At 67.2% G+C, this 13,438-nt stretch carries 11 protein-coding genes; 2 read left to right on the top strand and 9 right to left on the bottom strand.

The window, feature by feature from the left end; all coding sequences use genetic code 11:
• The first annotated feature begins 112 nt into the window (after window positions 1-112).
• Window positions 113-841: a cytochrome c biogenesis CcdA family protein gene (locus ACOYJQ_RS14705; RefSeq protein ID WP_433459408.1), complete on the top strand. Its 729-nt coding sequence runs from the start codon at window positions 113-115 to the stop codon at window positions 839-841.
• 54 nt (window positions 842-895) lie between these two features.
• Here ACOYJQ_RS14705 and ACOYJQ_RS14710 read toward each other — a convergent pair whose 3' ends face one another.
• From ACOYJQ_RS14710 to gltX, 8 genes are all read right to left on the bottom strand, one after another.
• A complete protein-coding gene (locus ACOYJQ_RS14710; RefSeq protein ID WP_433459409.1) occupies window positions 896-2,032 on the bottom strand; it encodes a branched-chain amino acid ABC transporter substrate-binding protein in 1,137 nt (378 codons plus the stop codon).
• 46 nt (window positions 2,033-2,078) lie between these two features.
• Window positions 2,079-2,432, bottom strand: a complete 354-nt coding sequence (locus tag ACOYJQ_RS14715; RefSeq protein WP_433459410.1) for a DUF6867 family protein — start codon at window positions 2,430-2,432, stop codon at window positions 2,079-2,081.
• Window positions 2,433-2,434: 2 nt separating this feature from the next.
• Window positions 2,435-3,214, bottom strand: a complete 780-nt coding sequence (locus tag ACOYJQ_RS14720) for an ABC transporter ATP-binding protein (RefSeq protein ID WP_433459412.1) — start codon at window positions 3,212-3,214, stop codon at window positions 2,435-2,437.
• Complete coding sequence (locus ACOYJQ_RS14725; RefSeq protein ID WP_433459414.1) at window positions 3,211-4,053, bottom strand: ABC transporter ATP-binding protein; 843 nt, start codon at window positions 4,051-4,053, stop codon at window positions 3,211-3,213. Before ACOYJQ_RS14725 ends, ACOYJQ_RS14720 begins: the two co-directional genes overlap by 4 nt.
• The gene (gene livM, locus ACOYJQ_RS14730) at window positions 4,053-5,441 is read right to left on the bottom strand and encodes a high-affinity branched-chain amino acid ABC transporter permease LivM (RefSeq protein WP_433459416.1); all 1,389 of its coding nucleotides are present in this window, start codon (window positions 5,439-5,441) and stop codon (window positions 4,053-4,055) included. The genes ACOYJQ_RS14725 and livM overlap by 1 nt, the downstream gene beginning before the upstream one ends.
• Window positions 5,442-5,457: 16 nt before the next feature.
• The gene (locus tag ACOYJQ_RS14735; RefSeq protein WP_433459417.1) at window positions 5,458-6,375 is read right to left on the bottom strand and encodes an ABC transporter permease subunit; all 918 of its coding nucleotides are present in this window, start codon (window positions 6,373-6,375) and stop codon (window positions 5,458-5,460) included.
• 594 nt (window positions 6,376-6,969) lie between these two features.
• The gene (gene gltA, locus ACOYJQ_RS14740; RefSeq protein ID WP_433459419.1) at window positions 6,970-8,259 is read right to left on the bottom strand and encodes a citrate synthase; all 1,290 of its coding nucleotides are present in this window, start codon (window positions 8,257-8,259) and stop codon (window positions 6,970-6,972) included.
• Window positions 8,260-8,623: 364 nt separating this feature from the next.
• Window positions 8,624-10,051 (bottom strand): glutamate--tRNA ligase, encoded by a 1,428-nt coding sequence (gene gltX, locus ACOYJQ_RS14745; RefSeq protein WP_433459420.1) that lies wholly within the window; start codon window positions 10,049-10,051, stop codon window positions 8,624-8,626.
• A 168-nt stretch (window positions 10,052-10,219) separates the two neighbouring features.
• Here gltX and ACOYJQ_RS14750 point away from each other — a divergent pair, with 168 nt between their 5' ends.
• Window positions 10,220-12,508 carry a ComEC/Rec2 family competence protein gene (locus ACOYJQ_RS14750; protein WP_433459423.1) on the top strand — a complete coding sequence of 763 codons (2,289 nt, stop codon included), beginning with the start codon at window positions 10,220-10,222 and terminating at the stop codon, window positions 12,506-12,508.
• 100 nt (window positions 12,509-12,608) lie between these two features.
• On the opposite strand, the gene lexA is transcribed toward ACOYJQ_RS14750, so the two are convergent.
• The gene (gene lexA, locus ACOYJQ_RS14755; protein WP_433459424.1) at window positions 12,609-13,436 is read right to left on the bottom strand and encodes a transcriptional repressor LexA; all 828 of its coding nucleotides are present in this window, start codon (window positions 13,434-13,436) and stop codon (window positions 12,609-12,611) included.
• Between the last annotated feature and the right edge of the window lie 2 nt (window positions 13,437-13,438).

A 13,438-nucleotide genomic window follows, 5' to 3' on the forward strand; every position in this document is an offset into this window, starting at 1 on the left:
TCCCGGAGCGCGCTCCAGCGCGAGCGCGGCGACATCAAAAAGCCGCGACGCCCTTCCCTGCGCGTTCGTGCCATCTTGCCGCAACGGCGCTTTCGCGGATAGAAGCGTTCGCATGATCGACGTCACTTATCCAGCGGCCGCCTTCGCCGGCCTCCTGAGCTTTCTGAGCCCCTGCGTGCTGCCGCTGGTGCCGCCTTATGTCACGTTCCTCACCGGCACCACGCTCGACACGCTCGCGGAGCGTCAGGATGCCGGGGTGACGCGGCGGGCCTTCTTCGCCTCGCTGCTGTTCGTGGCCGGTTTCTCGACGGTTTTCGTCCTGCTCGGCGCGACGGCATCGGCGCTGGGGCAGGCCGTGCGCCAGTATATCGACGTGCTCGGCACCCTGGCGGGCATCTTCATCATCGTCATGGGCCTGCATTTCCTGGGCGTGTTCCGCCTGAACCTGCTCTATCGCGAGGCGCGGGTGCAGGTGGACAAGCCCGCCGGGCTGTGGGGCGCCTATGTCATGGGGCTCGCCTTCGCCTTCGGCTGGACGCCCTGCATCGGCCCCATCCTCGCCGCCATTCTCACCGTGGCGGGATCGGGCGACAGCGTGGCGCGCGGGGCGAGCCTGCTCGCCGTCTATTCGCTGGGGCTCGGCATTCCCTTCGTCGCCACCGCTTTCGCCATGAAGCCGCTGGTGGCCTTCATCAAGCGCATGCGCACGCGTTTCGCGCTTGTCGAGAAGGTGATGGGCGGCATGCTCGTGCTGACCGGCGTCGCCTTCCTCACCGGGAGCATCAACCGGTTCTCGTTCTGGCTGCTGGAAACCTTTCCGGCATTGGGGCAGATCGGATGAAAAAACCCCGGCAATCGCTTGCCGGGGCCGGATGCAATCACGGGGAAGAAGCGATCATTCCACCTCGTTGCCCGAATAGCCGACATTGCCGTCGGCCGTCTTGCGCCATTCATAGACGATGTAGTCGGGGCGGGTGATGTCGCCCTTCTCGTTGAAGGTGAGATCGCCGATCACCGTCTTGAAGGCCTTGCCGGAGCGGATGGTTTCGGCCACCTTCTCGGGATCGAGCGACTTCGCTTCCTCGGCGGCCTGCGCCACCACCTGCACGGCCGCGTAGCTGTAGAGCGTGTAGGTCTCCGGGTCGAAATTCTTCGCCTTGAACTTTTCCACCACTGCCTGCGCGGCCGGGTTCTTGCGCGGATCGGGGCTGAAGGTCATCAGCGTGCCTTCCGCGCCGGGGCCGGCAATGGCCGCGTATTCCGACGAGGCGATGCCGTCGCCGCCCATCAGCGGCGCGGGCAGGCCCTGATCGCGCATCTGGCGGGTGATCAGGCCGGCTTCCGTATAAAGGCCGCCGTAGTAGACCACATTGACGTTGGCCGCCTTCAGCTTGGAGACGAGAGCGGAGTAATCCTTCTCGCCGGTGTTGATGCCCTCATAGACCACGGCCTTGAGCCCCGCCGCCGTCAGCGCCTTCACGGTCTCGTCCGCCAGGCCCTTACCGTAGGGCGTCTTGTCGTGGACGACTGCGATGTTCCTGTCCTTGTAGTGTTTGGCGAGATACGCGCCGGCCACCGCGCCCTGCTGGTCGTCGCGGCCGCAGGTGCGGAACGTGTTCCACAGGCCGCGCTCGGTGAAGACGGGATTGGTGGAGCCGGGCGAGATCTGGAGAATGCCCGATTCCTCGTACGTTTCGGAAGCGGGAATCGACACGCCGGAATTGTAGTGGCCGATCACGAACTTCACGCCCTCGCCGGCGAACTTGTTCGCCACCGAGACGCCCTGCTTGGGATCGGACACATCGTCGCCGAGGCTCGCCTCGATCTTCTGCCCGAGAATGCCGCCCGCCGCGTTGAGATCGGCGATGGCCTGTTCGGCGCCGTTCTGGAACTGGTCGCCGACGGCGGCGTTGGGGCCGGTGAGCGGCGCGCCGATGCCGAACTTCACCTGCGCCAGCGCCGCGCCGGGCAATGCAAGGCCCACGGCAAGGCTCACGCCCAGCGCCAGGGTGCCAACGATCGTCTTCTTCATTCTCAAACCCCTCCGTTGATGACAAACCCGCCGCGTCGGATTCGGTTCATGCGGGATTTCTGTCCCGCCATGTGAACGGCCCGGTGCGTTTGTAAAGCCAGGAATATTGTGTCGTCATCTGCCGCGCCCGCGTGTAGCGGAAGCCGGTCAGGCCGATGGCGATCAGGAAGATCGAATCGACCAGATAGTAATGGAGCGACAGCAGCGTGCCGTGAAACAGCGCGAAATGGATGAACCGCACCGCCGCGCCCAGCAGCAGGAAGTAGACGATGCCCTGCCACAAGGGCGCCCACGTCACCGCGAGCGCGCGCCCCGTCATCCACGCCGCCCCGCCGCCCAGCACCAGCGTGACGAACAGGAACAGCCACACGGACGATTCTTCGTAGAGAATGCCCTGCATGATCACCTTCCGCCCTCCAGATAGGCCGCCTGCACCTGCGGGTCCTCCAGCAGCTCCCGCCCGCTGCCCGACAGCGTGATCGCTCCCGTCACCATCACATAGGCGCGGTGCGCGAGCTTGAGCGCATGATAGGCGTTCTGCTCCACCAGGAACACCGTCATGCCGTCCTTGCGGTTGAGTTCCCGGATGACGTCGAAGATCTGCCGCACCACGAGCGGTGCGAGGCCGAGCGAGGGCTCGTCCAGCAGCAGCAGCCTCGGCCGGCTCATGAGCGCGCGGGCGATGGCGAGCATCTGCTGCTCGCCGCCCGAAAGCGTGCCGCCGCGCTGATGCAGGCGCTCCTTCAGGCGCGGGAACATGGTCGTCACCCGTTCCAGATCGGCGTCGAAATGCGCGAACTGGTTGATCGCCGCGCCCATTTGCAGGTTTTCATACACCGTCATGCGCGGAAAGATGCGCCGCCCCTCCGGCGATTGCGCGATGTTGAGCCGCGCGATCTCGTGGGTCGGCAGGCGCGTGATGTCGCGCCCGGCATAGGTGATGGTGCCTTCGCGGGCGCGCGGATTGCCGAAGATGGTCATCATCAGCGTGGACTTGCCCGCGCCGTTCGCCCCGATGAGGGTGACGATCTCGCCCTCGTTCACGTCGATGTCGACGCCCTTCAGCGCGATGATGTTGCCGTAATAGGTCTTGACGCCCCGCACCGCGAGGAGCGGCGCTTTCGCGGTTTCCTGCCGCACGGTTTCCCGTTGCGCGGTTTCTTGTTGTCCCGGGGCGCTCATGCTCCCACCTCCGCCTCGACGGCTTCCACCTCGTCGTCGTCGACACCCAGATAGGCGGCGATGACGCGCGGATCGTTGCGGATCTCCTCCGGCGTGCCATCCGCGATCCTGGTGCCGTAGTCCAGCACGATGACGTGATCGGATATCTGCATCACCACCGACATGTCGTGCTCGATCAGCAGCACGGCCGTGTCGTGATCGTTGCGCACGGACAGCAGCAGCGTGTTGAGCTCCTGGCTTTCGCGCGGGTTGAGGCCCGCCGCCGGCTCGTCGAGGCACAGCAGCACGGGATCGGTGCACATGGCGCGCGCGATCTCCAGCCGGCGCTGGTCGCCGTAGGGAAGATCGCCGGCGGGATCGTCCGCGCGCTCGATGAGGTTGATCTTCTCCAGCCAGTGGCGCGCCTTCTCGATGGCGGCCTTTTCCGCGTTGCGGAAACCCGGCAGCCCGACGAGGCCGGCCAGCGTGAAGCCCGACGCCCGCATCAGCGTGTTGTGCTGGGCCACCAGCAGGTTTTCCAGCACCGTCATGCCGGAGAAGAGGCGGATGTTCTGGAACGTGCGCGCCACCCGCGCATCCCGCGCGATGCTGTGGCCGGGCAGGCGCTCCAGCAGGTAGCTGTCGCCGCCGGCCTGCCGCAGCGTCAGCATGCCCTCGTTGGGTTTGTAGAAGCCGGTGATGCAGTTGAAGACGGTCGTCTTGCCCGCGCCGTTGGGGCCGATCAGCGCCGTGACATCCTTGCGCCCGACCTTGAACGAGAGATCGTTGACCGCCACGAGGCCGCCGAAGCGCATCCTGAGATGCTCCACCGTGAGAATGGGATCGTTCTCCCAGCGCATTATCCGTTCCCCTCCTTGACGAGCGATCCCGATATCGCCTTGCGCTTCTTCAGCGCCACGGACGGCTGGCGATGCGCGATCAGCCCCCGCGGGCGCCAGACCATCATCATGACCATCGCCAGGCCGAACAACAGCAGGCGATAGTCGTTCGGATCGAAATCCGCGCCGAAGATCGCCTTCGTGAATGTCAGATGCCGCAGCAGCTCCGGCCCGCCCACCATGACGACGGCGGCGATGGCGACGCCGAACTGCGAGCCCATCCCGCCCAGCACCACCACCGAGAGGATGATCGCCGATTCGAGAAAGTTGAAGCTCTCCGGGCTGACGAAACCCTGTCGCACGGCGAAGAACGCTCCCGCAAGCCCCCCGAAGCCCGCGCCGATGGAAAAGGCGGTCAATTTCGTGTTGCGCGTGTTGATGCCGAGCGAGCGGCAGGCGATCTCGTCCTCGCGCAGCGCCTCCCACGCCCGCCCGATGGGGAGCCGGCGCAGCCGCATGGTGACGGCGTTGGTGATCAGCGCCAGCACGAGGATGAGATAATAGAGGAACACGATGCGGTGCATGGCGCTGAACGGCAGGCCGAACAGCGCCGCGAAGCCGTTCTCGCCGCGCTCGAAGGGAATGCCGAAGAAAGTCGCGCGCGGAATGGAGGAAATGCCCGCGCCGCCGTTGGTCAGCTCCACCCAGTTGATCAGCACGAGCCGGATGATCTCGCCGAAAGCCAGCGTGACGATGGCCAGATAATCGCCCCGCAGCCGCAGCACCGGGAAGCCGAGCAGGATGCCCCAGAAGGCCGCGAGCACGCCCGCCAGCGGCAGGCAGATCCAGAACGAAAAGCCGAAGGTCGTCGACAGCAGCGCGTAGGTGTAGGCGCCGACGGCGTAGAACGCCACATAGCCCAGATCGAGCAGCCCCGCGAGACCCACGACGATGTTGAGCCCCCAGCCGAGCATCACATAGGTGAGGATCAGGATGCCGAGGTCGATCCAGTAGCGCGCGCCGGTGAGCCCGCCCGAGGCGAGGCTCGTCAGCAGCGGAAAGGTGACGGCGACGCCGAGGAAAAGCGGCACGCCGAAGGTCGCCACGATGCGCGCGAAACCGCCGCCCGCCGCCGGCGCCTTCGCGGCCGATTTCCGCTCGCGCCGCGCGGCGTTGAGGTGGACGAGGACGCGCGCCGCGAAAACGAGCGCGCACAGCACGGCCACCAGCCCGACGCGCGGCGTCAGCACCAGTTGCAGGTTCGCGCCCTGATCGGTGCGGAAGAGCAGGATGGGGAACGAAAGCCCCAGCATCACCAGCGCCGCCACGGCGCCCTCGCGCAGCGCCCGCGCGAGGGCCGGCGGATTCGCCCTGACGGCGGGGGAAAAAGCGCCCTGATGGTTGGTCATCGTCGTTCTCCCGCCGTCAGACCTTCTCGACCTCGGGCCGGCCCAGAATGCCGGACGGCATGAAGACGAGCACGATGGCGAGAATCGAGAATGCGGCGACGTCCTTGTATTCGATGGAGAAATAGGCCGACCACAATGTTTCGACGAGCCCGATGATCAGCCCGCCCAGCACCGCGCCGGGCAGCGAGCCGATGCCGCCGAGCACCGCGGCCGTGAACGCCTTGACGCCGGGCACGAAGCCGTCCGAGAAGCCGACGACGCCGTAGTAGAGAAAGTACATCGTGCCCGCCACGGCGGCGAGCGCCGCGCCCAGCACGAAGGTGAGCGAGATGGTGCGGTCCACGTCGATGCCGAGCAGCGCGGCCATCTTGCGGTCCTGCTCGCACGCGCGCTGCGCCCGGCCGAGCGACGTCCTGCGCACGACGAACCAGAACGCGGTCAGCAGCACGGCCGTGACGGCGATGATGATGATCTGCTTGTATGACAGCGTGACCGCATAGCCGCCGTTCTCGTAAAGCACGATGACGTCGGAAATGACCGGCGGCACCGCCTTGTTGCGCGCCCCCTGCGCCACCTGGACGAAGTTCGACAGGAAGATCGAGACGCCGATGGCCGAGATCATCGGCGCGAGCCGGAACGAGCCTCGCAACGGCCGGTACGCCAGCCGCTCCAGCGCCCAGCCCCAGAGCGCGGTCATCGCCATGGCGAGCACCAGCACGATGAGAAGCGCGACGGCGACGGAGGAGACGCCGAGCCAGGTGGTGAGCAGCAGGAAGAAGATCAGCGCGATGAAGGCGGAAACCATGAACACGTCGCCGTGGGCGAAGTTCACCATGCCGATGATGCCGAACACCATCGTGTAGCCGATGGCGATCAGGCCATAGATCGAACCGAGAGTCAGCCCGTTGATGAGCTGCTGCGCGAAGACTTCCATCGGCGTGACGCCCCCCTGAACCTTCAAAATGTTGATGGCGGCTTCCGGGCAGCCCACGCCCGGAAAACACGGCCCCGATATCCCCGCGCGGAATGCCGCCCGTCGTTCCCCGATTGCCGCGATGGCCCGCTTCCGGTGCCTGTTCCGGTCGCGTTTCCCTCCCGGATCGCGCCGATGCCCACGCCGCATGCATGCGAACAGAACCCGCAAGCCGGCCTATAGCAGTCGAATTTCCCGATATTGTCCAGCCCTCCCGATGACCATGCTGCCCGAATTCACACCGTCGATGGTGAAAAAGAGAGCATCCGGGCAGGATAAGCGGCACCGGAAGGAGGGAACCCGGCGTCGGAAGCTGCACATGAAAGATGCATGTGAAAAGGCCGCGGATCCTCGATCCGCGGCCTTCGTGTTTCGTCCTTCGTGTTTCGTCCTGCTTCATCCGTGACCGGGGGCGGATGAGTTCCGCCCATCGGCCCCGGAGCCGTTTGCGTTCAAACCGATTGATCGATTTGAACGCAAACTGCTGTAAAATATGGAATGTGGAGCGGCGTCACGATTCCACTTGAATGCACGCCGCTCTGGTCCCTGGTCGGATCAGCGCTGATCGACCGGGACGTAGTCGCGCTTGGGCGAGCCCGTGTAGAGCTGGCGCGGACGGCCGATCTTCTGGGACGGATCTTCGATCATTTCCTTCCACTGGGCGATCCAGCCCACCGTGCGCGCGAGAGCGAACAGCACGGTGAACATCGAGGTGGGGAACCCGAGCGCCTTCAGCGTGATGCCGGAGTAGAAGTCGATATTCGGATAGAGCTTCTTCTCGATGAAGTATTCGTCGTGAAGCGCGATCCGCTCCAGCTCCAGCGCGACTTCCAGCAGCGGATCGTCCTTGATGCCGAGCTCGCTCAACACCTCATGGGTGGTGCGCTGCATGATCTTGGCGCGCGGATCGTAGTTCTTGTACACGCGGTGGCCGAAGCCCATGAGACGGAACGGATCGTTCTTGTCCTTGGCCTTGGCGACGTATTGCGGGATGCGCTCGACCGAGCCGATCTCCTCCAGCATCTTCAGCGCCGCCTCGTTGGCGCCGCCGTGAGCCGGCCCCCACAGGCAGGCCACGCCCGCCGCGATGCACGCGAACGGGTTGGCGCCCGACGAGCCGGCGAGGCGCACCGTCGAGGTCGAGGCGTTCTGCTCGTGATCGGCGTGCAGGATGAAGATGCGGTCGAGGGCGCGCGACAGCACAGGATTCGGCACGTATTCCTCGCACGGCACGGAGAAGGCCATGTGGAGGAAGTTCGACGTATAGTCGAGCTCGTTCTTGGGGTACACGAACGGCTGGCCGATCGAGTACTTGTAGGCCATCGCCGCGAGCGTCGGGATCTTGGCGATCAGGCGCATCGAGGCGATCATGCGCTGCTGCGGGTCGGAGATGTCGGTCGAATCGTGGTAGAACGCCGACAATGCGCCGACTGAACCGACCATCACCGCCATGGGATGGGCGTCGCGGCGGAAACCCTGGAAGAACCGGGTCATCTGCTCATGCACCATCGTGTGGCGCGTGACGCGGTAGTCGAAATCCTGCTTCTGGGCCGGGGTCGGCAACTCGCCGTAGAGCAGCAGATAGCAGGTCTCGAGAAAGTCGCCGTGCTCGGCAAGCTGCTCGATCGGGTAGCCGCGATACAGCAGCACGCCTTCGTCACCGTCGATATACGTGATCTGCGATTCGCAGCTCGCGGTCGAGGTGAAGCCGGGGTCGTAGGTGAAATTCCCGGTGTGCTTGTAAAGCGGGGCGATATCGATGACGCTGGGGCCGATCGATCCTTCTTTTACCGGCAGTTCGATCGCCTTGCCGTCGATCGTCAACGTGCTCGTCTTCACGCTCATGGATGAATCCCTTTAGCTGAGTGATCTAGCGAAAGCCGCACAGCCGGGATTGAAATGACAATTGAAAATCCGCGACAATCTGTGGTTTTCGATCCGATCGACGTAAGACGGATGTTTGCCTAGCGCATTCATGGCTGTCGTTCAAGCGGGCGGACCGTGTTGGCTGCTTTCGCCTTGCGGGGATTGCGGACGGGAGCCGGCGCTTCCCGCCCGGTGGCGCAAACCGTTGCCGGCAAGCGGTTTCCGGCGCGGCATAACGACATTCCCCTACCGAAACCCGCGAAATTCAGGAACATATCGCGAGTTTCATTGTGTCGAAATTGTAACCGCCGGGACGGGCGTTTTCCGCCGCCCGCCGCCGTGGTCAGGCGGGCGGCAGCTGGTCGCGAATCCGGGCGAGGCTTTCCTCGCGCCCCAGCACCGCCATGACGTCGAACAGCCCCGGCGAGGTTGCGCGCCCGGTGAGCGCGGCGCGCAGCGGCTGGGCGATCTGGCCCAGCTTCACGCCCGCTTCGGTGGCGGCCTCGCGCACCACGCTCTCGGTCGCCTGCGGCGTCCATTCTCCCGCCGCGGCGAGCAGGCCGGCCACCAGCGCCAGACGTTCCCGGCCGCCGTTGCCCAGCAGGGCGGCGGCCTTGTCGTCCAGCGCGAGCGGCCGGGAGGCGAAGATGAAATAGGCGCTGTCGAGCAGTTCCAGCAACGTCTTGGCGCGTTCCTTCAATCCCGGCATGGCCGCGCGCAGCTTTTCGGCGATCGGCGCGTCGAGCGCCGCCGGCAGGCCGCGCGCCGGCCCCACCTCCGGCAAAATGCGCGCGACGGCCGCGACCAGCGCGTCGTCGCCGGCCGCGCGCATGTAGTGGCCGTTGAGGTTTTCGAGCTTGGCGAAATCGAAGCGCGCCGGGGAGCGCCCGACGTTGCCGAGGCTGAAGGCGGCGATCATTTCCTCTGTGGAAAAGATTTCCTGATCGCCGTGGCTCCAGCCCAGACGCACGAGATAATTGCGCAGGGCCTCCGGCAGATAGCCCATCGCCCGGTAGGCGTCGACGCCCAGCGCGCCGTGGCGCTTGGACAGCTTGGCGCCGTCCGGGCCGTGAATCAGCGGGATGTGCGCCATTTCCGGCACCTGCCAGCCGAGCGCCTCGTAGATATGCTTCTGCCGCGCGGCGTTCGTCAGGTGGTCGTCGCCGCGGATGATGTGCGTCACGTCCATGTCGTGGTCGTCGACGACGACGGCGAGCATGTAGGTCGGCGTGCCGTCGGAGCGCAGCAGCACGAGGTCGTCGAGATTCTCGTTCTGCCAGGCGACGCGTCCCTGCACCATGTCCTCGATGACCGTTTCGCCGGTTTGCGGCGCCTTCAGGCGCACCACGGGCGGCACGCCGGCCGGCGCCTCGGCGGGATCGCGGTCGCGCCAGCGGCCGTCGTAGCGCATCGGCCGGCCCTGCGCGCGCGCTTCCTCGCGCATCGCCTCCAGCTCCTGCGGCGTCGCGTAGCAGTAATAGGCCCGTCCCTGCGCCAGCAGCGTCTCCACCACCTCGCGGTGGCGCGCCGCGCGCGAGAACTGGCGCACGGCCTCGCCGTCCCAGTCGAGCCCGAGCCAGCGCAGCCCGTCGAAAATGGCGTCGACGGCCGCTTCCGTCGAGCGCTCGCGATCGGTGTCCTCGATGCGCAGGAGCATCTTGCCGTTGTTGTGTTTCGCGTACAGCCAGTTGAAAAGGGCGGTGCGCGCTCCGCCGATATGCAGGAAACCCGTGGGGGAGGGGGCGAAGCGCGTGACGACGGAAGCGGTCATTGCTGCGGAAATTCCGAAAATGTTGACGACCAGGATGACGTTTCGCACCCGAAAAGCTTCGCATTGACGCCGGATGTGGCGGATCGGGCTTGGCCGGAGCGATCGAAACGATGATACTGCGTGATGTAACACGACTTGCGGCTGCGGGGTAGGGAGCGCCGGACATCGATGGACCGGGAGCGCCGAGGGGCCGGTGTGCTGCCCGCCCGGTTCGCGGGATGGGCAGGGCTCGCGGGCGCCTTCGACAGGGGCGCGCGGCTGCGCCCGGCCGCGGAGCGCTGGATGCGGGCCGAGGCGGCACGCCGACGTCCTTTTCTGTGGCTCCCCGTCGCCTATGGCGCGGGTATCGCGCTTTACTTCGCGGCGGAGCGGGAGCCCGCGCCGTGGGCCGGACCGCTGCTTGCCGCGCTCGCTGTCGTCGCGGCGTTCATGCTGCGCGGGCGCTGGCGCGCCCGTCTCGCGGCGATCGCCGTGGGGGCGGTGTTTCTCGGGTTCTCGGTCGCCTCGTTGCGAACGGCGCTCGTCACCCGGCCGCTGCTGGACGCGGCCGTCGTCGGGCCGCTCGAAGGCTATGTCCGCTCGGTGGAGGAGCGCGGGCAGGGGCCGCGCGCGGTGATCGAGGTGCACGCCTTCGCCGGCCTTCCGCCCGCGCGCCGTCCGGCGACGGTGCGGGTGAGCTTTCGCAAGGGGGCCGGCATCGCGGCGGGAACGCGCATCGCGGCGGTCGCGCGGCTCGTGCCTCCGCCGCAGCCGGCGCGGCCGGGCGGTTACGATTTCGCGCGTGACGCCTTCTTCGGCGGTATCGGCGCGGTCGGCTCGGCGAACGGCGCGGTGCGCGTCATCGCGGACGACGTGGAACCCGCCGCGATTCGCGTCGGATGGGCCGCCCGCCTTTCCGCCCGGATCGACGTCGAGCGCAATGCGTTGACGCGGCGTATCCTCGAGGCGGCCGGCGGCGGCGGACCGCTGCTCCCCGACGCCGGTACGGGAGGGCCGCGGGCGCAGGAGGCCGCCTTCGTCGCGGCGCTGGTGACGGGCAAGCGCGGGATGATCGCGGACGAGACCAACGAGGCGCTGCGCGCCGCCGGCATCTATCACGTGGTTTCCATCGGCGGTTTTCACATGACGCTCGTCGCCGGCGCGCTCTTCGTCATCGTGCGCCAGTTGCTCGTGTTCGTGCCGGGCCTTGCGGTCCGCTATCCGGTGCGCAAGTTCGCCGCCGTCGCCGGCATCGTCGGCGCCAGCGGTTATTGCGTGTTCTCGGGCGCGGGAATCGACACCCAGCGCGCGCTGTTCGTGACGTTGATCGTGATGGGAGCGATTCTCGTCGACCGGCCGGCCCTGTCCATGCGCAATCTGGCGCTCGCAGCCTTCGTGTGCCTGACGTTGCAACCCGAATCCATGCTCGGGCCGAGCTTCCAGATGTCTTTCGCCGGCGTGGCGGCGCTGATCGCGCTGTTCGAGCGCTGGGAGAACGGCGATCCCGCGCGCAGCCTCCTGCCGCTGCGCGAAGGGGGCGCGCTGCGACCGCCGGACCGGCAGCGCACGGGCCGGATGCGCCGCGTGATCGCGATGAGCGCCGTCACCACCATCGTGGCGATGCTCGCGACCGGGCCGTTCAGCACCTACCACTTCCAGACCTTCAATCCGTGGGGCATTCTCGGCAACGCCTTCGGCCTGCCGATCGTGGAACTCGCGGTGATGCCGCTCTCCTTTCTCGCCGTGGCGTTTCATCCGTTGGGCCTCGACGGTCCCTTCTGGCATCTGGCCGGCCTCGCTGCGGTTCCCGTGCTGGAGGGGGCGCGGATCATGACGGATTTTCCGGGGGCGGTGGTCGTCGTGCCCGCCTTCGGCATGGGAATCCTGTTGTTGCTGGTGCTGGCCCTGCTGTGGGCCTGCCTGTGGTCCACCCCGCTGCGCTGGCTCGCGGTCCTGCCGGCCGCCGCCGGCCTCGCGCTCGCCGCCGCGCCGGCGCGTCCCGATATCCGCGTCGATCGGGAGGGGCGCGGCGCCGCGGTGCGCGGCGCGGACGGGCGATTCGTCATTCTCGGCAGTCCCTCGGCCTTCGTCGTCGAGCAATGGCTGCGCGCCGACGGCGACGGCCGCCGCGCGAACGACCCCGCGCTGCGGCACAACGTTGCCTGCGACAGGCTGGGCTGCGTCGCCCGTCTCGCTGACGGCCGCAGCGTGGCCTTCTCCCGCGAGGCAGGGGCGCTCAGGGAAGATTGCCGCCGCGCCGCCGTCCTGATCACGCCCCGCCAGGCGCCGCCGGATTGCGCCGCGCCTCATGTGATCGACCGCGACGACCTGGACCGCTTCGGCGCCATCGCCCTCACCGTGGCGGGCGACGGGCTGACGGTGGAGGGAACGCGGGAGCATCCGGCCGCGCCCGGCGCGCGGACAGGCGACGGCCGGGAAGCCCCGGAAGAACGCCCGTGGCGCAGAAGCGCGCGATAACGGCATCTCGGCCAAAAGCCGGGGAGCCGCCTGTGTCACCGCCGCACCCGGAGGTGTGGCGCAGGCCATGGCCATTGCCGTGTTCTCCCGCGACTTGCGTTCAGTAGCGGCGCACGAGGCTCACGAGCTTGCCCTGAATGCGCACACGGTCGGGGCCGAGCACGCGCGTTTCGTAGGCGGGGTTGGCGGCCTCCAGCGCGATCGAGGAGCCGCGCTTGCGCAGGCGCTTGAGGGTGGCCTCCTCATCGTCGATCAGCGCGACGATGATGTCGCCGGTTTCCGCCATGTCCTGCCGGCGCAGGATCACCGTGTCGCCGTCGAGAATGCCGGCCTCGATCATCGAATCGCCACGCACCTCGAGCGCGAAATGCTCGCCCGGCGACAGCAGCTCCGGCGGCAAGGCGAGGGTATGGCTGCTGCTCTGGATGGCGCTGATGGGGGTGCCCGCCGCGATCCGGCCCATGACCGGCACCTGAACCGATGTCTGCGCGGACAGAGGACGCGTGTTGCCCGCGCCGGACTCGCCCGAATCGAAACCGGGACGCTCGCCCCCCGCGCGGAACGCCTGACCGCCGGCGCGCCCGGAAGCAGGGTCGCGCGCAAGCCCTCCGTCCCGGCCGAATCCGGCCTCCCGGCCGGCCCCTCCGTCCCGGCCCAGCCCGCCCTCGACGACGCTGGGGCTGAAGCGCCCCCGCGGCACGGGCGCGGCCAGCGCCTCGGGAAGACGAATCACTTCGATCGCGCGCGCGCGGTTGGGCAGGCGGCGAATGAAACCACGTTCCTCAAGCGCGATGATCAGACGGTGAATGCCCGATTTGGACCGCAGATCGAGCGCGTCCTTCATCTCGTCGAACGAAGGGGGAACGCCGGATTCCCGCATGCGTTCATGAATAAACCGAAGCAGATCGTGTTGCTTGCGCGTCAACATGG

The sequence above is a fragment of the Pseudochelatococcus sp. genome (assembly GCF_050946405.1).
In the GTDB taxonomy this organism is placed as follows: domain Bacteria; phylum Pseudomonadota; class Alphaproteobacteria; order Rhizobiales; family Beijerinckiaceae; genus Pseudochelatococcus.